Origin of the sequence: Amycolatopsis sp. NPDC098790 (genome assembly GCF_044759945.1) — a bacterium.
Taxonomy (GTDB): domain Bacteria; phylum Actinomycetota; class Actinomycetes; order Mycobacteriales; family Pseudonocardiaceae; genus Amycolatopsis.
In genome coordinates this window covers 2,785,110-2,804,952 of sequence record NZ_JBIWAI010000001.1, presented here as the reverse complement: position 1 = coordinate 2,804,952, position 19,843 = coordinate 2,785,110, and the positions used below count along the sequence as shown (strand labels likewise).

25 protein-coding genes are annotated in these 19,843 nt (G+C 69.9%); 24 read left to right on the top strand and 1 reads right to left on the bottom strand.

Annotated features, from left to right (window positions below; translation table 11 throughout):
* Window positions 1-13 precede the first annotated feature (13 nt).
* From ACIQWX_RS13935 to ACIQWX_RS13865, 15 genes are all read left to right on the top strand, one after another.
* Window positions 14-478, top strand: a complete 465-nt coding sequence (locus ACIQWX_RS13935) for a hypothetical protein (protein ID WP_400869235.1) — start codon at window positions 14-16, stop codon at window positions 476-478.
* Complete coding sequence (locus ACIQWX_RS13930; RefSeq protein WP_400869233.1) at window positions 475-1,491, top strand: SAM-dependent methyltransferase; 1,017 nt, start codon at window positions 475-477, stop codon at window positions 1,489-1,491. Before ACIQWX_RS13935 ends, ACIQWX_RS13930 begins: the two co-directional genes overlap by 4 nt.
* A gap of 152 nt (window positions 1,492-1,643) precedes the next feature.
* Window positions 1,644-1,859, top strand: coding sequence for a hypothetical protein (locus ACIQWX_RS13925; protein WP_400869231.1), 216 nt, complete (start codon window positions 1,644-1,646; stop codon window positions 1,857-1,859).
* 7 nt (window positions 1,860-1,866) lie between these two features.
* The gene (locus ACIQWX_RS13920; RefSeq protein ID WP_400869229.1) at window positions 1,867-2,466 is read left to right on the top strand and encodes a hypothetical protein; all 600 of its coding nucleotides are present in this window, start codon (window positions 1,867-1,869) and stop codon (window positions 2,464-2,466) included.
* A gap of 186 nt (window positions 2,467-2,652) precedes the next feature.
* Window positions 2,653-3,651 carry a S1 family peptidase gene (locus ACIQWX_RS13915; protein ID WP_400869227.1) on the top strand — a complete coding sequence of 333 codons (999 nt, stop codon included), beginning with the start codon at window positions 2,653-2,655 and terminating at the stop codon, window positions 3,649-3,651.
* 70 nt (window positions 3,652-3,721) lie between these two features.
* Window positions 3,722-4,690 carry an SAM-dependent methyltransferase gene (locus ACIQWX_RS13910; RefSeq protein WP_400869225.1) on the top strand — a complete coding sequence of 323 codons (969 nt, stop codon included), beginning with the start codon at window positions 3,722-3,724 and terminating at the stop codon, window positions 4,688-4,690.
* Entirely contained in the window at window positions 4,687-5,115 is a 429-nt protein-coding gene (locus ACIQWX_RS13905; RefSeq protein ID WP_400869223.1) for a hypothetical protein, read from the top strand. Before ACIQWX_RS13910 ends, ACIQWX_RS13905 begins: the two co-directional genes overlap by 4 nt.
* A gap of 166 nt (window positions 5,116-5,281) precedes the next feature.
* A complete protein-coding gene (locus ACIQWX_RS13900; protein WP_400869221.1) occupies window positions 5,282-5,941 on the top strand; it encodes a transcriptional regulator in 660 nt (219 codons plus the stop codon).
* Between the two features lie 431 nt (window positions 5,942-6,372).
* Window positions 6,373-7,614, top strand: a complete 1,242-nt coding sequence (locus tag ACIQWX_RS13895; RefSeq protein ID WP_400869219.1) for a tetratricopeptide repeat protein — start codon at window positions 6,373-6,375, stop codon at window positions 7,612-7,614.
* Window positions 7,615-7,639: 25 nt separating this feature from the next.
* Window positions 7,640-8,263, top strand: coding sequence for a 2'-5' RNA ligase family protein (locus ACIQWX_RS13890; protein ID WP_400869217.1), 624 nt, complete (start codon window positions 7,640-7,642; stop codon window positions 8,261-8,263).
* Entirely contained in the window at window positions 8,260-8,874 is a 615-nt protein-coding gene (locus ACIQWX_RS13885; protein ID WP_400869215.1) for a helix-turn-helix domain-containing protein, read from the top strand. Before ACIQWX_RS13890 ends, ACIQWX_RS13885 begins: the two co-directional genes overlap by 4 nt.
* Window positions 8,858-9,664 carry a hypothetical protein gene (locus ACIQWX_RS13880; RefSeq protein ID WP_400869213.1) on the top strand — a complete coding sequence of 269 codons (807 nt, stop codon included), beginning with the start codon at window positions 8,858-8,860 and terminating at the stop codon, window positions 9,662-9,664. The genes ACIQWX_RS13885 and ACIQWX_RS13880 overlap by 17 nt, the downstream gene beginning before the upstream one ends.
* Window positions 9,661-10,098 (top strand): hypothetical protein, encoded by a 438-nt coding sequence (locus tag ACIQWX_RS13875; RefSeq protein WP_400869212.1) that lies wholly within the window; start codon window positions 9,661-9,663, stop codon window positions 10,096-10,098. Before ACIQWX_RS13880 ends, ACIQWX_RS13875 begins: the two co-directional genes overlap by 4 nt.
* Entirely contained in the window at window positions 10,099-10,440 is a 342-nt protein-coding gene (locus ACIQWX_RS13870) for a hypothetical protein (RefSeq protein WP_400869211.1), read from the top strand.
* Window positions 10,441-10,540: 100 nt separating this feature from the next.
* Window positions 10,541-10,648 carry a helix-turn-helix domain-containing protein gene (locus ACIQWX_RS13865; RefSeq protein WP_400869209.1) on the top strand — a complete coding sequence of 36 codons (108 nt, stop codon included), beginning with the start codon at window positions 10,541-10,543 and terminating at the stop codon, window positions 10,646-10,648.
* Window positions 10,649-10,801: 153 nt separating this feature from the next.
* Here ACIQWX_RS13865 and ACIQWX_RS13860 read toward each other — a convergent pair whose 3' ends face one another.
* Entirely contained in the window at window positions 10,802-11,326 is a 525-nt protein-coding gene (locus ACIQWX_RS13860) for a hypothetical protein (RefSeq protein ID WP_400869207.1), read from the bottom strand.
* Between the two features lie 622 nt (window positions 11,327-11,948).
* Between ACIQWX_RS13860 and ACIQWX_RS13855 the strand changes: the two genes are divergently transcribed.
* From ACIQWX_RS13855 to ACIQWX_RS13815, 9 genes are all read left to right on the top strand, one after another.
* On the top strand, window positions 11,949-12,347 hold the full coding sequence (locus ACIQWX_RS13855) for a hypothetical protein (protein ID WP_400869205.1): 399 nt from the start codon (window positions 11,949-11,951) through the stop codon (window positions 12,345-12,347).
* Between the two features lie 42 nt (window positions 12,348-12,389).
* On the top strand, window positions 12,390-13,364 hold the full coding sequence (dprA, locus tag ACIQWX_RS13850) for a DNA-processing protein DprA (RefSeq protein WP_400869203.1): 975 nt from the start codon (window positions 12,390-12,392) through the stop codon (window positions 13,362-13,364).
* A gap of 168 nt (window positions 13,365-13,532) precedes the next feature.
* A complete protein-coding gene (locus ACIQWX_RS13845) occupies window positions 13,533-14,531 on the top strand; it encodes a DUF4192 family protein (RefSeq protein WP_400869201.1) in 999 nt (332 codons plus the stop codon).
* 49 nt (window positions 14,532-14,580) lie between these two features.
* The gene (locus tag ACIQWX_RS13840) at window positions 14,581-15,465 is read left to right on the top strand and encodes a hypothetical protein (protein ID WP_400869199.1); all 885 of its coding nucleotides are present in this window, start codon (window positions 14,581-14,583) and stop codon (window positions 15,463-15,465) included.
* A gap of 261 nt (window positions 15,466-15,726) precedes the next feature.
* Entirely contained in the window at window positions 15,727-16,731 is a 1,005-nt protein-coding gene (locus ACIQWX_RS13835; protein ID WP_400869197.1) for a DUF932 domain-containing protein, read from the top strand.
* 56 nt (window positions 16,732-16,787) lie between these two features.
* The gene (locus ACIQWX_RS13830; protein WP_400869195.1) at window positions 16,788-17,468 is read left to right on the top strand and encodes a hypothetical protein; all 681 of its coding nucleotides are present in this window, start codon (window positions 16,788-16,790) and stop codon (window positions 17,466-17,468) included.
* Window positions 17,469-17,769: 301 nt separating this feature from the next.
* Window positions 17,770-18,120 carry a helix-turn-helix transcriptional regulator gene (locus ACIQWX_RS13825; RefSeq protein ID WP_400869193.1) on the top strand — a complete coding sequence of 117 codons (351 nt, stop codon included), beginning with the start codon at window positions 17,770-17,772 and terminating at the stop codon, window positions 18,118-18,120.
* A gap of 143 nt (window positions 18,121-18,263) precedes the next feature.
* Window positions 18,264-19,025 carry a hypothetical protein gene (locus ACIQWX_RS13820; protein WP_400869191.1) on the top strand — a complete coding sequence of 254 codons (762 nt, stop codon included), beginning with the start codon at window positions 18,264-18,266 and terminating at the stop codon, window positions 19,023-19,025.
* Window positions 19,026-19,206: 181 nt separating this feature from the next.
* Window positions 19,207-19,830 carry a hypothetical protein gene (locus tag ACIQWX_RS13815; protein WP_400869189.1) on the top strand — a complete coding sequence of 208 codons (624 nt, stop codon included), beginning with the start codon at window positions 19,207-19,209 and terminating at the stop codon, window positions 19,828-19,830.
* Window positions 19,831-19,843 lie beyond the last annotated feature (13 nt).

Below are 19,843 nucleotides of genomic sequence, written 5' to 3'. Positions count from 1 at the left end.
TTGGACGATCCCGATGACCACGACCGACACCGGCGAACTAGCCCACGCCGTAGGCGCAGAACTACAGCAGCAACGGGAGAACCGCGGCTGGTCCCGCCCTGCACTCGCCGCGTGGTCCGACGGCCGGCCGACGGTGCGAACGCTGATTACGTGGGAGAAAGCCACCCGCTCGATGTCCCTGCGCCAGCTCGGTACAGCCGCCAGGCTCTATCAGCTGCGGCCCTCAGGGCTGCTGGCACGGGCTGAGCGCCGCATCGGCTGGGACCCCGACCTCCCCGTGGACCTCACCGCCCTGGCCGCCACCCAGCACGACGAGCTCCGTCCCGTAGCCCAGTGGGCACAAGACATCCTTTACGCCGGGGGGTCACCGATTCGCGGCCTGACTACCGACACCCTCGCGGCGATGGCAGACAGCTGCCGCCTGAGCATCGCGCACCTGACCATCCTGCTGACCACCGAAGCACCGGTACACCTATGACATCAACAGAAGCGACATACCAGAACCCGTCCACTCCTCAGTCCGAAGCCGATCGTGCACCGTGGTGGTGGCGGCCCTGCGGCGTCGACCAGCACCGGATCAACCTCGCCTACCTCTACGACGCCTTCCGCGAAGCACAAAACAGCGACGGCCGGTTCAAGCCGTGCGACAAGTTCGCCCACCACAACGAACGCGATGCCGCCCGCAAGCTCGCTGCGTCCATGCCGGACGCGGGATTTATCTTCCGGTCCGAACGGGACTTTCTCGACCGCGCAGCCGCCTACCTCGCCGCCTGCCAAGGCGTCACCAGCCTCGTGGTCGCCGGCGCCGGCCTGCCTAACATCGCCAGCGACCACGACCTGCACTCAGTCGTCCGCCGCCGGGAAGCAGCCACCCGCAACCGCGAACAATTCACCACCCGCGCAAGCGTGATCTACGTCGAGCGCGACCCGCTGGTCCTCGCGCAGCTGCGCCCCCTCGCCCACGCCGATAGCGGCGTCTACGTCGTTGATGCCGACCCGTGGGACCCCGCCGCGATGTGGGACACCCTCTACAACACCGGCAGCGAAAACCCGGGGCTGGTCTCCTCCGACTACGACCACGTGGCGCTGCTGCTGGGCGGAGTGATGTCGTTTCATGGCGGCAGCCGCGCCGACGTCGCCGACGTCGTGCAGGCCCACCTCGGGCGGCTTCCCGATTGCGCGTTCCTGGCCATGACACACCTGTTTCTGCCTGAACACCCCGATCTCGCCGCCCAGGCCCGCGAGTTCGAAGCCGCCCTGCAGTACAACGTTGCTGGCACTGGAAGCCTGGCCACCCAGGCTCAAATCGAGGCGATGATCCGCGGCACGACGCCGCTGCCGCCCGGGATCGCCCCGGCGTTCACCTGGTACCCCGACGGACCACCCGCGAACCCACCGGTATGCGGCAACTTCACCGCCGCGGTCCTCACCCAGAAACCCGAACCGGACGACACCCTGCCGGAACCCCCATGGCGGCCGACACACACCTGACTTCCGGGTCGTACCCGCCCCGACACCGCGGGCGGTCAGGGATCCGGAGCCGCCGCCCTCGCACGAATACAGGGGTTAACACCGCGAGGACACCGTTCGCCCCGGACCTCACCTACCGCCGACAGAAATTACTGCGACAAAAAGGATTTCTCGTGTCCCTGTTCCGTCGCCCCACCGACGTCGAGAAGTACGCCAAACTGGAGGAACAGCACGAGAAAGGCGAGATCAGCTACGACGAACTGGTCAAAAAGGGCGGAAATATCCTCATTCAGGAACAGGCGAAGTGTAAACACAGCCAGACCGAGTGCGACAAGGCGACCGGGACAACGTGGTGCGCCAACGACTCCTGCGGCATCCAGCTGAGCTGATTCCGCTATGCAACTTCCCTACACCGTCGACGACGACCAAGCCGCCATCGAGGCAGTAGGCGCAGAGATCAACCGCCCAGATCCGGCGCGGTGGCAAGCGATGACCACCGGCGACGATCGTCTGCGCCAGACCTATCGGGTACTCGGCCAGCTGATCAAACAAGTGGAAGTCGCGTTCACCAAACGCAAAGCCGTCCTCCGCGCGTTCCGCGGTCCCCGCCCGGACTACCACCAAGCCGTAGCCGTGTACGAGGAGTGGAAATCGCGGACCGTCCACTTCGCCAACTGCGCCCGAGCTCGCCGCGGCGAGCTCGAAGACCGGGTACGCCGCATCAATCAGCACGACACCCTCAACCGGATGGCGACCGCGCTACAGACGCTGACACAGGCCGTCGCCGACCACCGTGACGCGATCAGAAGCGGCAGCCGGGAGGAGACCGCCGCCGACCGCATGTTGTGGCTCCGTCTCGAACTCTCGCCCTATGCGGCACGGCAGAACCACATGGCCGCTACCACGAGTACCGCGGGCCCACAGAAGCCCCGACCCACGACGTGCCGCCGGGGACAACCGCACACGACTGCGACCTCCCCGGAAAGGAAACCCTGACGTCTCGATGACCGATATCCGTTGTGGCAGTGGCAAAGCCTAGACCGCATCCCTCATCGACGCCTCGGGACACCTGCCCGACGGCACCACCTGCACGCCGTACCCCTGCGCGGCCAGGCACCCACACGGCCCGCCGCCACCCGCAGCTGCGGCGAGAACCCTCTACGATGAAAGGAATTACTGCTCGTGCGTCTCAGAAACACCGTCCTCGCAGCCTTGGCGCTGCTGCCGATGCTGCTCGGCGGCTCCGCCGCCACCGCCGACAGCACGACAACACCCCCAACACCGACCGCCACCGCGTCCCCGCGGATCATCGGCGGCGACCCCGCACCCATCGCCTACGCCGGCGCCGGGTCCCTGCAGCTGCTCGACCACGGCGACCCGGACTGGCACTCGTGCGGGGTCACCCTGCTCGCCCAGGGCTACGACGAGACCGGCGAACCCGCGGCGGTCGCGGCATCGGCCAGCCACTGCCTCAGCAAGACCCCCAGCCCCGCCGAGCAAGCGCGGATGACCCCCGCGGCGAAGAAGATTTTCGTCAGCTTCCGCACCGACCTGCGTGACCCGACCATCGACCGCAGCGATCCCGCGATCTATCACGCGCGGTTCGGGTCGTCCAACCGGCTGCTGGGCGGTGTCGTCCGCACCGGCGCCAAGATCGTCGTCCCGCCGCACTGGGCCTGGGGGCTGCCAGACGACGAAGGCAAGATCTGGGACGTCTCCCTCATCCGCGTCCACGGCCACGTCGACGGCGTCCGCCCGGCCCGCATCGCTGCGGCGTGGATGTGGCGGCCCGCGCGGATGATCGGCTGGGGCATCACCACCGACCCCGCCGCTTGGACCGGTCCCGCACCGGCCGGGCTCAGCCAGCTCGACGTCCCGCTCCTGCGCGCGGCCACGTGCGCCCCGGGCGGGATCGGCGCCGGGGAGCTGTGCGCCGGGGTCCCGCCGACCGGCGGTGGTGTCTGCAACGGCGACTCCGGATCCGGGCTGCTGCAGCGCCACGGCGACGACTGGTACCTGCTCGGCGCGGCCTCCCGCACCATCGCCGAGTTCTGCGGCAGCGCCGCCATCTACACCGATCTCCACGCCTACCAGCGATGGATCACCCAGCAGATCCACCAGCTGCTGCCCGGCGCCCCGAATGCGACCACCCACACCGCGTCGGCCACCCCCGTCGGCTGACCCACCGAACACCTGCTCCTGGGGTGGCCGCGGCAGTTCCGATGCTGCGGCCACCCCTCAGCCCCGAGACGTGTCCGGCCACCGCAGGTCGACCGACCAGTTACGAAAGCACCTCGACATGCCACCACGCAGTACAGCCACACCCCCTCAGCCGCGCGCGCACGATGGCGAACGCGTCCACGTCGACATCGAGAGTCCCCGCCGCGACGCCGTCGCCGACTACCTGCTCGACGGCTCGCTCAACACCGCCGTCGACCGCTTGTTCGCTGACCGTGTCCTCGCCGAGCACCCGCAGCTGCCTCGCGTGGCGAGGTCCGTCGCCACCTGGGATCGCAGTGCCGCGGAGACCATGCTCGATCGCGGGCTGCGCCACTTCCTTGTCCTCGGCACCGGCGGCCTGCCCATCTGGGCCCACTCGTCCACGCTGGCCGACCTGCACGACGCCGGCGCGCGGATCGTGGTGATCGAACACGACCCGGTCACCCGGGGCCTGCACGACCGCATCGACCACGGCGCTGCCGCCGGCCGCGCCCACGTCCTCTGCCTGCCCGCCGACCGCCACCACGACCTGGCGGCCACATCCGCAGTTGCTGACCTGCTCGCCAGCGGTGCGCCGCTCGGGATCCTCGCCACTGGCCTGCTCCGACCGGCCGGAATCCGCCTGGCCGTCATCCTGGCGCTGCTCGAGGGCGCGCCGTCCGGCAGTCTCGCGGCGATCACCCAGCTCACCGCGCACGGGACTGACGAGCGCGACGGCGCCGGTGTGTCCGACCCTGTTGCGTCTTCACTCGTTGCGCGGTTCGCCGCGGCCGGTATCCCGCTCGCTGTCGAGGATCGTCGCGCAGCCGATCAGCTGCTCGGCGACGTCGCGGACGTCACGACGCACCCGGTCACGCCGGCCACTCTGGATCGAGTCGCGCCCGGCACCGTCGTGCGGACCGTCCTGCTTGGCCACCGTCCGCCGCGTACCGCCACTGCCGCGCTCCGGCCGGGCGGGGAGCAGCCCCGGGACGTCAACGGACGGGGAGATCGCCGGTGACCTCAAGCATGGCCTGCCCGTGCGGCGTCGCCGTTCTGGGCATTGTCGAGGCCGCCACGGCCGAGGACGCGATCGCGGCCTACGAGCGTGCGGCGTTTCAGGCGCTGGCGGTCGGAGCCCAGCTCTACCTCCGTCGACACGACGCCGAACTCTCCTCAGCCGGGGCGGCCGAGGAGATCGACGAGATTCTGCGGCGGCTGCGTATCGCCCTCGCACTGATGGAAAAGCAGGTGACCGAAGACCCGCCGGCACACCAGAGCCCGACGGCCCTCGCCGGATACCTGCGGTCGTGGGCTCACACCACCGGCCAGATCACCGCGCAGCTCTACCGGCAGGCAGCGCATCAGGACACCGCAACCTGCGCTGATCAGCTCGGCGGCGACCCCGCCGCACCCGGCTCCACCACGGCGAGCGGTGGCCAGTGACCGACGAGAAGTGGTACCCGACGACGCCGCGACGCCGGACCGACCCCGTCAAGACCGTCGTCCTGGTGGTGGGCGGACTTGGCTGCTGCATCCTGCTTGTGGGCGCTGGCGCTCATGGTGGTCTTCGCTGCCGACCTGCCTGCTCCCGCAACCCCGTGACACGGCGATGAACGGACTTCTTCTCCTGGACCAGACGTGCGCCGTCTGCGCGCACAATGCGGTGCCCGCCGTCCTCCTCGACGGCCCCTGCCTGACCCAGGCCATCGCCCTCTGCAACCTCTGTCTGGCCACCATGCAGCAGTACGCGCAGTACACCTGCGTCCACATCGACCTGCACCACGGCCAGGCCCAGCCCACCGCAGCCGACATGCTCGGCGCACTGCGCCACGAGCGTGCCTTGACCAAGGCCGATTTCGCCCGGGCCGTCGGCTACACGCAGTCCCACGTCACCCGTGTCCTGACCGCGGAAACCAGCATCAGCGCCCACTTCGCCTACCGCGTCCAGGAGGCATTCGGGCTGCGCGCGCTGCACCTGCTGCACCGCCAAAGCGCCGACCAGCTCACGGTCATCGCCCACGCCGGCGCGTCGTCACGGACCAATCCCCGCAAGGGAAACACCGTCGATATCGACGAAGCCCAGATCGAGGAGGACTACCGGCACAACACCCCGATCCACGAGATCGCCCGGTGCAACGACGTCTCCTACGGAACCGTCTGGCGCATCCTCGACAAACGCGGCGTACCCGTCGAACCCTTCGGCGGCCCGCGGCCGGGCCGACCTGCCGGTGCCGAACGCGGCCTCCGGGCCCATCGATCACCGCCCTGACCGAATCGCCGCCCGGCTTCGCACGTTCTGCGCCGCCGCACCCCGGTGGCGACCGATCCGTCCCGATACCGCTGCCATCACCACGAAATGACGAATTCGCATGGATTTTCTGTTCACCCTGCTGCTGTGCTCTGCCTACCCGGCCCTAGGTCTGCACGTCGCGCGTACCGAGCTGCGTAGAGTCCGGCATCGGCCAGCAGCCGAGCCGTTGGCGTACCGGCAGCTGCCGGTCACGACGTGGCTCTACGTCGTGGCGATAGTTCCGCTCTGGCCGGCCGTGGAACTCATTCCCACGCCGCGCCCGGCGCCCCGCAGCCGATCCGGCCGGCCCGCATGACCCGCGCCGCCGCACCGCGTAGACACCCGCCGCGCAGCCGCCGGACCGCGCCATCCCACGCGGCCCAGTTCGCGCACGGTCGTCGGAGGCACCGGTGAGCATCCCCTACGCACACCTGCCCGCACCGATCCAGCGGGTCTACGAGCTGCTCGCCGATCACCCCGGACCTCAGACGACTGCGCCCCCGATCGCCGCCGCCCTCGGCATCCGCGTGTCGGATGCGGCCGCGGCGCTGCAGCGCCTGCACGCCGCCCGCCTGCTCGACCAGCTCCCACCCGGTGACCGCTACCTGCTCGCGCCCTGGGCCCGCCAACACGCCACCCATCGACGAGCCCAACTGCCCGACCCGACACGCTCGGAGCAGACCTCCCGGCTGATCGACTGGTACGCCGCCACCGCCTCCGCCGCCGTCCCGCTCATCGCCCCCGAAGCGTTCCGGTTCAGCGCGTCCGCCGACCACTCAGTCCCGGCCTACGCCCACGTCGACGAGCGGCGCGCGCTGCACTGGTACACCTGGGAACACCGCGTCCTGCGCAACGTCCTCACCGCCGCGGTGGACTGCCGACGCCACGACGTCGCGATCGAGCTGGCTGAAGCCACCTGGCACCTGGCCCGCAGTACTTACCACCACGACGACCTCGCCTACGCACAGCACACCGGCTACACCCTCAGCCACCACACCCAGCGTCCGATGGCTGCGGTGTTCCGCGCCCGCGAAGCCTCCGCCCTGGCCGACCTGGGCCGCCTTCGCGACGCGCTCGGCACCGCAGCCGACGCCGTCGCGCTCGCCCAGGACATCGCCGAGCCAGGCGTCTTGGCGCTGGCCCACTCCCACCAGGGCCGCGTCCACCTGGCCGTCGACAACCCGGACGAGGCGCTGCGCGAGCTCACCGCCGCTCTGCGCCAGTACCGCAGCGTCGTCGACGACCACGGCCACGCCCAAGCCCACCGCCGCATCGGGCAAGCCCACCTTGCCCTCGGCCGCACCGCCGACGCCCTCCGCTACCTCGACGCCTCGATCAGCGCGCTGATCCGCGCGAAACACCGGCTGGGTACGGCCCGGGCGTTGACCTACCTCGCCGACGCGCTCACCGCCGACCGGCAGCCGTCCAGCGCGCTGTCGGCCATCGGTCGCGCGCACGCCCTGCTGGGCAACGCCGCGGCGCCACGCTACCGGACCGGACTCGACCTGGCCGCCGCCCGCGCCCGCTACGCCCTGGGGGCGGCCGGCTTGACCCGCCGGATCACCGAAGACCTCATTGCCCGGCTCAGTCGGGCCGGTCCCGGCGCCGCCAGCGACCTCACAGCCGCCACCGAACTACACGCCCAGCTCTGACACCACACACCATCAGGAGTCCACAGTGGAGCCACACTTCCAGCCCGATCGCCTGTGGCCGGCCGGTCACCGCGAACTCCAGCTCATGATCATCCCCGACCTCCGCCGCGACGACGAACTCGCGCGCCTGGTGAAATCTTGCCGCGACATTCTGGGCGAGCATCCCGCCACCACCCAACCCGTCCCCGACCACGCGCTGCACCTGACCGTCCAACCGATCCGGCCGCCCCATGGTGGTACCGTCGATCCGGCGATCCGTGCGGCGCTGATCACCGCACTCGGTCCCGTCCTCGCCGACGTGCCGGCGTTCGAGATGCTGATCGGGTCGGTACTTACTCAGGCCCGCGGCGTCATCGCCGACACCCACCACAACGCACCCTTCGACGCCCTCGTCGAACGTGTGCGCCCGGCCATCGCCCAGCTATGCGGCCCCGACTCGGTCACCCACGACAGTCGCCCCGCGCACATGGCGCTGTGCTACGCCGACGGCCACGGCTGCAGCGGCGCACTGCAACGCCACCTGCGCCCCAGTCACGCCCGCATCACCGTGAACGCTATCGACCTCGTCGAAACCATCCAAGATCCCGAACACTGTCACTACGCCTCGACCGTACTGCACTCCTTCCCCCTGGCCGAGGCAACGCGATGACCGGCCCCGTCAAGCCTCAGATTCCGACGACAGTTGAGATCGACGTCGTTCCGGAGACATTGTCGGCCGCGCAGAGCGAGATGAACGCGCGAAATCCCGGCACGAGCACTGACGTGCTGAAGTGGATCGAGTTTCACCGCTACAACGCCGAAATGTTCCGGCTTGCCGGTGAACGTCTCGCGGAGCTCGGCCGCACACCGCTGGACGGCGACTGGCCACGCTCGGAGTTCACACGCCAGACCGCGGCGATGCAACGGAACGTCCGTCGCCTGGCCGCAGAGACCAAGCAGCCAATACCGGATCACCGGCTCCCACCGGGTCTGCTCCCCGGCGTGGAATACATCCCGTTGCTCCCGCCGCGGCGATTCGGTGACTGGCTGCGCGACACCTGCACGATCGCCGGTGTGGACCTGGTCGAGGTGGCCGACCGGACCGGGCTGCCGGCGCCGTTCCTGGAGAAGGTGGTACGCGGGCAGGAACCGATGCGGTCGCTGCACGACGTCGCCGCAGTCGCGGACGCATTGCGCGTGGACCGTGCCATAGCCGCGGTCATCGCCACGCGGGACTTCCGGGACGGATGCAATGGGTGGGCCGATGAGCCGCAGTCGTAGTGCCGCAGAGCCGCTGCCTACGCTCCTCACCGGCTCGGCGTGGCGCGCAGATCTTGCGGCGCTGCGCGAACTAGAGGCCATCGAGAGCCGCGACCCCGCAGCGCTCATCGGGGTGCTGACGCGGGCAGCCGAGTGCGCCGAGCACGACGACGAGCTGCCGCTGGCCGAGACCGGCTGGGTTCGTGTCCTCAGTCTCGAGCGGTCCCGGAAGAACCACGCCGGTGTCTGCCGGGCGTTGACCAGGCTGAGTGATCTCTACCGCCGCTGGGACCGCCTCCACCGGGCGATGGACGTACTGTCCACCCTCATCGACACCTGCGACCGCGTCGGCGACGATCATGGTGGGCTGCTGGCGCGGCGTGACATGGCCGAGGTTCTTCTGGACGCCGGCCGCGCCGCCGCCGCTGTGCCGCATCTGCGTCGCGCGATCACGCTCACCGACGACGACGCCATCAAGGACGTCGCGCGCGCAGACATGCTGATCCTGCTCGGTCGCGCCTACTGGATGAGCAGCCGGATCCGCGCCGGCCGGAAAGCGTTTGCCGCAGCGCTGGCCTTGGTGGACGCGCGTGACACGCACCGCGCCGGCTTCGTACGCGCGTTGCTGGCAACGCCCGCCGACGGATCACCGGCACGCGCGGCCCGCGACGCCACCGAGCGCCACGGACGGCCGCCACAGCCGCCGCATGACGGTTGTTCTTGCCGGCTACCTCGGCAGGCGACCGAGCGACAACCACCTGAGACTGCCTCCCACCGCGGCGCAACAGAGCCGCCGGAGGCCACGCCGTGACCGGCCACGAGCCTGCCGAGGACGTTCTTGGTCTGGACTTCACCCGAAGTCACCGTATCCACCGCTATTCCTGGGATCTCGGGACGTTTCAACGCGGCGGTCACGTCCGTCGCGAATGGGCCTTGCGGATGCACCGCCGGGACCCGGACGGCGAACAGCAATCCATGACGTGGCTGCACAACCTGCCCGGCCACGCCGAACTCGACTGGGACGAAGCTATCTTCCTGCTCGCCCGTGATGCCGGAGATGGCCGGCTGTCCTTCGACGCCTACATCGAAGAAAACCTCTCCCCACGCGACGACGACGAGATCCCTCGGCACGAGTACCACGACTGGGTGCGCGCGGAGCACGTGTGGCACCAGGTCCGCGACTTCCTCGGCCGCGACCCGATGCTGATCCGGTCATTCTTCGACATTCTGCCACCCGAGCGTTGAATGCCCGCCCGCGAACCGTTCACCGTGGGCCGCGTGCTCGGTGACGCCATCGGAGCCCCCTGTGTCGCAGCCCTGGTGATTCCGATCATCGCCATGGTCTTCGCCCGCTGGCGCCCCATCTACGGCACCGTCGCCACGTGGGCGGCAGTGGCCGTCGATGTCGGCTGGGGCGTCGCCCTGTTCGTGTCCGGGATACGCCGGCTCAGAGAGGATTCAGAGACAGATGCCAACACCGTCCACCCGGGACACCAACCAGAACCAGGCGACGTCGACGAGAACCGGTACACGCTGGCCGACCATCGGCCAGTACATCACCGCCACACACCGACGTCTTCCCGCTGACGGCGTGCCGGATCCGGACTGGCTTCCCTGGCCACCCACCGCCCGGAACTGCCCGCTGCCTCTGCCTCGGGGCGAGCGCACCCCGTATCGGGTGTGGGAGGTGATCGAATTGCGGGCTCGCTACGTGCGTTGGCCCCAGATCGCCGCGCGTCTCGGCACGCCCGAGCACGTCGTCCGCGACTGGATCGCCCGGTTCGGCAACCGGTGACGTCGACCGTGCGCGGTCCGCGATGGACGTGCCACGCCCGCACCGGTCCGCCAGTGCGGGTGAGGATGGGACGTTGGCCCGGCCGGGACTGGACACCGGCCGGACCGACCCGCCCACGCGGGACACCCGGCGGATGTCACAGCGTTGGTGGCGTCACGGGCACTGCGGAACCCGTGGTGTCCCGCCGCCGCCGGGACCGGTGTGCTGCTCGACCTCCCACAGATCGCCACGGACCCAGCCGTAGGTGCCACCGCGGTAGGACCAGCCCCACGCGTGCCCATCGGACGCCCCGCGCGTGCACGACACCCAGAACTCGGCCCCGTAGCCGATCGTGCCCAGCACCGGACCGTCCACCGGCCGAGACCGGATGCGCGCCCCGTCCGCAGTCGCGATGACCGCGATCCAGCCCTGCGCCGTCGCGGCCGACATCGGGCGCGTGTGCGGCGCGGTCGATGTGGACCACACGAGGGTGCCATCGGGCGCGACGGCCGGTGTGCCCGCATTGGCTTCGCCTTCGCCCGGTGATCCGACGTCCGGTTGTTCGGGCACCACAACGGCGGCGGGCGACTGTTCGGCTGCCTGCACTGGCCCCGCGGCCGCCATCACGGCGCCCGCGAGCGCACCGAACGTCAGCAGTGACGCTGCGATCCGCTTCGCGCATCGAAGACTCGCTGTCATGACAAGGACTCCCGTCGACTCTGGCGCGTCGCGGCCGCCCAGAAGATGAGCTTCTTCGAGCGCGAGGGCAGCGGCTCGTCAACGCACGCACGAGAAACCGAGGCTCGGTCTAGGCCGTCGCATCGGGCCGGAACCTCAACCGCCCGCCGAAAACGGCGAGCGCGCCATCAGTTTAGAAGTTTTGGCCCGGGGCAGGCGCCCTCCCCAGAGACCTTGCCCCGGGCCGGGAACCCCTGTGACCGCTGGGGGGTCGAGCGGTTCAAGGTCCCCGGAAGGGTCCACTGTGGCCGCTCCCTGTGGACCACCGCGGATCACCTTCTACAACCAGAGTGCCTCAGAAACCAGTAATTCGCCACAACTGTGGCGGGTTTTCTGGTAATAACTTTGAGTGTCACCTTGTGCGCGAAACGCAGCACTCGACGACATCATCCGCCCCCGCGCTGCGGCCACGGCTGGGCGTGGCTGCAGCGCAGTGCAGCAGACCCCCGGTCCGGGGCAAGCCCACCGTCCACGAGGGACACGGCCGCTCTCCACGTGGCCGGCTTGCCCCGGACCCGCGGGGGCCCGCTGACGAAGACCGCATCCACCGCCCACCCGGGCCGCGGCCACCGAGGAGGAATCCGTGTTGAAATACTTCGTCTCCACCCACCGCACCCAAGGTGAACGGGACAACGACTCCAACGACCTTCCGGGTACGGAACTGGTCGATCTTCCCGGCGAATGCCACGACGACCCGGACTCGCCCATCTGCGGCTGCGCCCGCAGCTTCGTCGGCATCACCAGCCGGCAAACCTCCACCACCGCCGAGATCGTCGAAAGCGACATGACCGCCGCGCAGTACATCGGCCACTTCCACGCCGGACTTCTCGCCCTCGGCTGGAAAGACACCGTCGAGACGCGCAACGGCGTCATCGACGCCGCGGTGGAGCTGCTGCTGCTCGCCGCCATGTGGCCGGTCGGCACCGTCGTCGAACGCCGCCTCCACGAGATCCGCGTGCGGAGCTTCCCGGACGAATCGTGATCGCCCGCCGCCCGTTCAGCAGCTCTCCATGAAGGAGTCGTCATGTCCAGTTCCACCGACGCGCGGCGTGCCCGCGCGTTCCTCCAGCACGCCGCCGAACCCACCAACCCGATCCTCGCCCGCTACGTCACCGCGGTCGGGCCCGTCGACGCCGCCCACCGCATCGCCGACTGCTCCGCACCCGCCGACGTCCTCGCCGAGTCTCGTCGCCACGTGCGCTGGCAACTCGCCGACACCAGTCTGCAGACCGCAGTCAGTCTCGGTGGCCGGTTCGTGATCCCCGAAGACGATGAATGGCCGACCGACGTCTTCGTCGGCCTGAGCACCCTGGCCGCCGACTACGACACCCTCGGCGGGCCGCCGCTGGGCCTGTGGGTTCAGGGCGAGCCACGGCTGGATGAGCTGGCGGCCACGCACTCGGTCGCCATCGTCGGAGCACGGGCCGCCACCGCATACGGCGAGCACCACGCCGCCGAATTCGCCTACGCTCTGGCCTCACGCGGTGTCAGGGTGTTCAGCGGCGCTGCGTACGGCGTCGACGGAGCAGCTCACCGCGGTGCGATGGCGACCGATCGCCCGGCCGCCACCGTCGCCGTCCTGCCGTGCGGGATCGACGGCGCCTACCCTGCCGGACACGTGGGCCTGCTCCAGCGCATCGCCACCTCCGGCGCGATCGTGTCCGAATACCCGCCCGGTATCCCACCCGCCCGCCACCGCTTTCTCCAGCGCCACCGGCTGCTCGCCACGCTCACGACCGCCACGGTCGTGGTTGAGGCCGGCCAGCGCAGCGGCGCCCGCCACGCCGCGCGCCTCGCTGCCGAGCTGGGCCGGCCCGTCCTCGCTATCCCGGGTCCGGTGTCCTCCGCCGTGTCGGCTGGGTGTCACAGGCTGATTCAAGACGGCACAGCCCGCCTGGTTACCTCGGCCGACGAGGTCATCGCGGTGATCGACGAGTCCGAGGAGGTGGACGCCGATCCGAAGGCGGCCGTCCCGGCGGATGAGGCCGGCCGAAGCTAGCGCACGCCCCGACGACGGCCCGAACCTCGCTTAGACCGGTGACGTTGACGAGCGTCACGGGCCGCCGTCGGACGCGCGCTCGGGGCGGTGGCGGCTCACACCTTCGTGGGCCGCCACCGCCTCCCACGGCCCACACGCCCGGGAGGCCGAGCCAAGGAGCGCCGATACGTGACCGCGTACCTGACCCCGGGGGAACTGATCGGATCCCTGCCCGACACCTGTGCCGACACCCTGCACGTCCTCGCACTGCCCTCCCACACCGACAGCACATCAGCGTGGCGACTGACGTCGCCGACCGGCGCGGCGTTCCCGGTCACCCTGGTACGGGGCATGACCACCACCGAGATCGCCGGGCACGTACGAGCGGCGCTTCCGACCGACCGCGACACCGATCTGGTCGTCGTCGTGATCGCCGGGACCCACTCGCGCAACGGGCTGCCCCTGCGGGCCGCAATCGCCGCACTCGAGACTGACCTGCGCCCCGCCGGACACACGATCGTCGGCCGCTACTGGGCCCCGCACACCCGCCCCGGCGCCCCGTGGCGCGACTACCGCCGCCCCACCCACCTCGGCACCGTCATCCCCCCACGCACTGACCTCGACTTCGCCGCACCCATCCAGCTCGGAGGGGACGCCCCGACCCCAACCTGGGGCCTGCCCTTCACCAACACCGGCGAATCCCTGCCGGCCCACCTCGGCCGCTTCGCCCGCCGGATCGTGCCCCTGCTGATTCGACGCGGGGACGAAGCCAACCGGATCATCGCCCACGCCACCGCCCAGGCCGGCCGCGGCGAACTCGTCGACGACATCGCAGCCTTCGCCGTCACGACCGCTCTGGCCGACAACGCCATCTACGGGCCGATGCTCCTGCCGCCGACTGAGCACGACCCGCAGCGGGTCGAGCAGCTGTGGATGGCCCTCTACCGCGGCAGCCCCGACCCTGCTGTCCGGGCCCGGCTGGCCACCCTGATCGCGGCCAGCGCCGTCCGCCGCGGCGACCGCCACCTCACCGCCTGCGCCCTCGCCCACGCCCACGGAGCGCCCGGCGCCACCACCGTCGGACTGCTGTTCCAGCACCACGCCGCCGCCGAGATCGTCGAGCAGCAGCTGGACCAGACCGCCGACCGGGTCGCCGCGGCGCCCGGGGGCAGCGCCAAGCGCTGGTAGCCCACGTCCCCAGCAAGCCTGCTCGGCCGCAGTGTCCCGGGGCGTCGTAGTGCGCCCGGGACCCTGCGGCCTCTGCCTTTCAGGAGGCCACCTCGTGCATCACGTGATTCAATGGTCCGGCGGTATCGGGTCCTGGGCTGCCACCGAACTCGTCCGCCGCGCACACCCCGGCGACCCGATCACCCTGCTCTTCTCAGACGTCCTGATCGAGGACAGCGACCTCTACCGCTTCAACGCCGACGCCTCCCATCGGCTCGGGATCCCGATCACACGGGTCTGCGACGGCCGGACACCGTCCCAGCTGTTCGTCCAGCGCAGCTACCTCGGCAACGCCCGAATTGCTCCCTGTTCACAGGTGCTGAAGCAGAAACCATGCCGTCGGTGGCTGACCGAGCACACCGACCCAGCCGACACCGTCCTCTACGTCGGGCTTGAGCCTGGCGAGCAACGCCGAGCCCCGGCGGTCACGACCGGGTGGCGGCCATGGCGCGTCGAGTATCCGCTGATGCAGCATCCCGATCTCACCAAGGACGATCTGCTGTCCTGGTGTCGGGGCGTCGGGTTGGAGCCGCCGCGGCTGTATCGCTTCGGGTTCAGCCACAACAACTGCGGCGGTCTCTGCGTGCGCGGGGGCCAGGCCCACTGGCGGCGCACCCAGAAGGTCTTCCCCGATCGGTTCGCCTGGTACGCCCAGCTCGAACAGGACTTCCGCGCCAAACACGGGGACGTGGCGATCCTCAAACAGCGCTGCCACGGCCAGACCCACCCGCTGCCACTACGCGACCTGCACACCGGCTCCGCGGCCGCACCAGCCCTCACCGAGCTGGACATCGAGCACGTCCTGCGCCTGCTCGGCCTCGGCGAACGACCCGAAGATCGTCGACGCCGTCTCCAGGTGGAATCCCCTGCCACGGCGGCAACTCGGGCCGGGTGACGCCCCGGCATGCCCCTCGCGCCCCCGCGGAGAGGCGGTTGCGGGGTGCCGGGCATTCGGCCATCGCGGTGTGACCGGACCGAGGGAACCAGGCCCGCGCCGGCGGTGCACACCCCACCAGTCCACAACACCGGCTCACCCCACGGTTCGGGGCCTGGTGCACCGCCGGCGCTCGGCCTGGTGAGCCGTGCCCCGTCCACCCGCGAGCCCGCCGCCCCCGAGCAGCGGGCAAGCACCGGCCACGACGAGAGGACCCTGACCGTGTCAAAGGAAACCAGCACCTGGCTCAACAACAACGTCCTCATCGGATTCACCGACCAACGCGGCCACGCCTGGCACTACCGCGCCGACCACCAAGGAACCGAACCGAACCACTACCCCGGCCCGATTCCCATCACCGAGGTCAAACGACGCCTGTTCGGCTGGAGCGCCGAACCGGCCCGGGTCCTGGTCGAGGACCGGTTCGGACTGCGTCTTGCCCCGCATCACCTGGGCGTCACCACCTCCGACACCGGCGACATCCTCGCCATCCACACCGACGAATACGGCATCCACCAGTACAGCACCTGGCTGCTGGACAACGTCGCCGCCCTGCTCGACGACGGCCTCAGCATCGGCTCCGCCGGCCTGCTGCGCGAACGCAAGCAAGCCTGGGTCAGCGTCGAAGCCCCCGACAACATCACCACCCCCGAAGGCGTGGAGTTCCGGCCCAACCTGCTCGCCTGCTCCAGCCACGACGCCAGCCTGAAAACCCGCTACAAGCGCGTCGTCACCAACGTCGTCTGCGACAACACCATGAACCTCGGCCTGCGCGAAGACGGCCAAGAAGTCGCCGTCGTCCACAAGCGCAACAGCGCCCTGCAGCTCCTGTCCGCCCGCGAAGCCCTGCAGATCGTGCACACCGTCGCCGACGACTTCGCCGCCGAAGTCAAGAAACTGTGTCAAACCACCGTCACCGACCGAGCCTGGAAAGCCTTCCTCGACGCCCACACACCGATCCCCGAGCAGCCGGGCCGGGGACGCACCAACGCCGCCAAGAAGCGCTCGGCGCTGACCCGGTTGTGGACCAGCGACAGCCGGGTCAGCCCGTGGAAGAACACCGGGTGGGGCGTAATCCAGGCGGTCAACACGCACCTCAACCACGAGGCCGTCATCCGCGGCGCCGGCCGCGCAGAACGGAACATGACCCGGGTGATGACGGGTGAGCTGGCCAAGCACGACCGCACCGCCGCCGCGACCCTGCACAAGGTCCTCGCCGCCGTCTGAACGCGCTCCGGCCCCCGCCCTCGCTCGCCGTTCCCGCTCACGAAAGGACTTCTACCATGATCACCAGCACCATCACACCGGTGACGTGCGGCACCGACGGCTGCACGAACACCGGTCACGGCATCTCGATCGCGGTGTCGCGCCCGATTATCTACCGCTGCCACGACTGCATCGCCTGCCTGGACGCGCTCGCCCCCCGCTGGATCCGCGGGTTCACCGACGAGCGTGCCTACGCCGACCGCAACACCGAACTCGGGCACCTGAACGTGACCACGCTGCGGGAACAGGCCGCGCCGCTGCTGGCCGCGATCAGTGAGGCGCGGGATGCGTTCACGATGCTGGCCGACCTCGTCGTCCCGGCGCTGGCCCGCGACGCGGTCACCGCGATCGTCAACGCCGGCGACCACGTCATCGACTGCTCCGTCACCAACTGGTGGGCCGCCTGCCGCCATCCCGATCACCATCCCCGGACCGCACCGACGCGCGCGGTCTACCGGTTTGACCAGATTTGGTGGGTCCGCGTCGACCGCAGCGCCGTCGGCTGCGTCCGCCTCACCACCGCCGGCTTGCTCGACCGCTACGAGGCCCGCAGCCTCACCGGATCCGTACTGCGTCCCGACCTGCCCGATGACGAGCAACCCCTCTACGACTCCGTCCATGCCGCCGCAGACGCCCTCATCGCATGGACGGCGAATCGTAGGCCCGCGACCGATGCCGCGGCTCCCAGGCACCCGTGACCTCGCGGTGTCGTGCGGCCTCAATCACGCGACCAGGTCCCGCGACACCGGTCAAGCAACGTCGACACATCGACCTCCGGACGCAGGCACGGGGCCTTGACCGGTGCCACGGCGGGACCTGGGTGACCGCCCTCGTCCGCACACCACCCCACGCGAGGCCACCTGAATGAACCGGGAATCCCCGAGCGGCACGCCTTCCCCCGGGCAAGCCGAATCCCGGTTCGGGGCTGGCCGGGTCAGCGCACGCGCCGCGCTGCCCGGCCAGCCCCCTCGCCTCGCCACCGTCGTCGGAGGTCCGAGCATGTCCCAGCCAGCCACACTGACCGCTACCGAACGGGAAGTCCTCGACGACGTCGCCCGCGGCCTGAGCAACATCCAGATCGCGCTCAAGCAGTTCCGGTCACACGAGACCATCCGTACCCACGTGAAGAACATCCTCGCCAAACTGAAGGCCCGCAACCGCGCGCACGCCGTCGCCATCGCCCACGTCACCGGTATCCTCCGGTGCCCGCTACCGCACCTGCCGAGGACGCAGGCGATACCGCAGCGGATGTCGCCGCCTGGCCACGCGACGTGCGAACCCGGACAGACGGGTCGGACGGCGTCCACACCTGCTCGTCGCGGCGTCCGCCAACGGCGAGGGCCGCGATGACCGAGCCGCTGACATTCCGGTTAGGACAGTCTTCCCGTCACTGTCGGTCTCACGTCGCCGTGGCGTAGCAGGTGTACCCTGGAGCTACCAGATCTTGGTATGGCCTTCCCCATGCATTGAGTGGCATGAGGACGGTGGTCACAATGACGCTGCTGCGGCAGAACCGCGAACTGAAACGACTGGGAATCTGGAATTGGTCCCTGCCCGCCTTCGCCGGGAAACTACCGGACGGCCGTAACTACAACGCCTGTCCCTCGGCCGGGGTGTGCGCGCAAGCCTGCTACGCCCGCAACGGCACATACCTTTTTCCTCAGGTGAGAGCACGGCATCAGGAAAATCTGCGCTGGACCTTGGACGACTTGCCCGGCTGGCAGCACGCGATGCTGGATGAGTTGTCGCACAAGCGGTTCATCGACGCGTGGGTGCGGATCCACGACAGCGGCGACTTCTACTCCCGCGCCTACCTGTCCGCGTGGCTGGAGATCATGCGCGCCCGGCAGCGCACCCGGTTCTACGCCTACACCAAGGAAGTGGCGGCCTTTCGGGAGCTGGTCGAGCCTAATCCGCCGCGGAACTTCTGGTGGGTCTACTCCTACGGCGGCACCCAAGACTCCACATTGGACCCTGCAGTAGATCGGGTTGCGGACGTTTTCCCCGATGAGCAGTCGATCGCGGCCGCGGGCTGGCATTCGCAGGAGGAGTCCGACTTGCTGGCCGTACTCGGACCGACACCGGTCGGGATCCCGGCGAACAACATCGCCCATTTCAAGGCCCGCCAAGCCGGGCGCCGCTGGAGCCGCTGGCAAGCCGGCGTCGACGCCGCCCGCGCCGCCCGCCGCACCAGCACCCAGCCAACCACAGCGGCCGGCGATAACCGGTCAGGTGCGTCCGGAGAAACACGGTAGCGCCGCCCGGGACCACGGCGGCCCCCTGCTGCCCAACGGTGCGGCCCAGGTGCAGCGCCGCCGTGGTCCCCGTCCGCGCTGTCACCGGCTTCACGACGTGCCACCCGGGACGCCGGCCCGCCGCGACCGCGGCACCGGCGACCGGATCTGCACACCTCGCGATCGAAAGGAAACCCGAGAGATGTCGAACGACTTGATGCCGTATCTGCGCGCGGTTGCGGAGGCGCTCGGTGAGCCGTGGCGTGCCGCCACACCCCGCTGTGTCGGCGAGGACGCCGCGCTCATCGGCCCGGACGGCGGGTGGATCAGCGTGACCGTCTCCTCCAACGGATCGACAGAACGCCTGGTGTTGGAGGTCTGGCTGGACTCCGAGCTCAGTCCCCACCAGCCCACCGGAATGGTCCGGCCGTCAGCGACCGTGGCGCGTACCCGGCCCGCCGACGCGGTCGGCAAAGACCTCGCCCGGCGGCTGATCCCCAACGTGGTCGAGCTGATCGACGCGGCGAAAGACCTGGCACACCGGCGCGCATGCGACGCCGCCGACCTCTCCAACCTTCTCGCCGCGATCGGCGCGGGCTTCGGCACGACCCCGGCGGCAGGGGCGAACACCGTGTCGGTCGGCGCCTACGGCCAGCCGCTGTTCGCGACCGCGCAGGTGCTGCAGCCGGTCTGGCGCGACCCCCAGCGCCGGGTCCGGTTCAGCATCGACGCCACCGTCGAGAACGCGCTCGCCCTCGCCGCGCTCATCGGTGAACGCGCCGCCACCGACCACCCCGCACCCGCCGCGCCTGACACCACACGCTGACCTCCGGCCCCGC

Bases quoted from the DNA above. Each gene is read 5' to 3' on its own strand.
- ACIQWX_RS13880 (WP_400869213.1), top strand. From the start codon at position 8,858: ATGAGCCGCAGTCGTAGTGCCGCAGAGCCGCTGCCTACGCTCCTCACC.
- dprA (WP_400869203.1), top strand. From the start codon at position 12,390: ATGTCCAGTTCCACCGACGCGCGGCGTGCCCGCGCGTTCCTCCAGCAC.
- ACIQWX_RS13935 (WP_400869235.1), top strand. From the start codon at position 14: ATGACCACGACCGACACCGGCGAACTAGCCCACGCCGTAGGCGCAGAA.
- ACIQWX_RS13830 (WP_400869195.1), top strand. From the start codon at position 16,788: ATGATCACCAGCACCATCACACCGGTGACGTGCGGCACCGACGGCTGC.
- ACIQWX_RS13930 (WP_400869233.1), top strand. From the start codon at position 475: ATGACATCAACAGAAGCGACATACCAGAACCCGTCCACTCCTCAGTCC.
- ACIQWX_RS13815 (WP_400869189.1), top strand. From the start codon at position 19,207: ATGTCGAACGACTTGATGCCGTATCTGCGCGCGGTTGCGGAGGCGCTC.
- ACIQWX_RS13900 (WP_400869221.1), top strand. From the start codon at position 5,282: ATGAACGGACTTCTTCTCCTGGACCAGACGTGCGCCGTCTGCGCGCAC.
- ACIQWX_RS13825 (WP_400869193.1), top strand. From the start codon at position 17,770: ATGTCCCAGCCAGCCACACTGACCGCTACCGAACGGGAAGTCCTCGAC.
- ACIQWX_RS13920 (WP_400869229.1), top strand. From the start codon at position 1,867: ATGCAACTTCCCTACACCGTCGACGACGACCAAGCCGCCATCGAGGCA.
- ACIQWX_RS13870 (WP_400869211.1), top strand. From the start codon at position 10,099: ATGCCCGCCCGCGAACCGTTCACCGTGGGCCGCGTGCTCGGTGACGCC.
- ACIQWX_RS13820 (WP_400869191.1), top strand. From the start codon at position 18,264: ATGACGCTGCTGCGGCAGAACCGCGAACTGAAACGACTGGGAATCTGG.
- ACIQWX_RS13860 (WP_400869207.1), bottom strand. From the start codon at position 11,326: ATGACAGCGAGTCTTCGATGCGCGAAGCGGATCGCAGCGTCACTGCTG.
- ACIQWX_RS13885 (WP_400869215.1), top strand. From the start codon at position 8,260: ATGACCGGCCCCGTCAAGCCTCAGATTCCGACGACAGTTGAGATCGAC.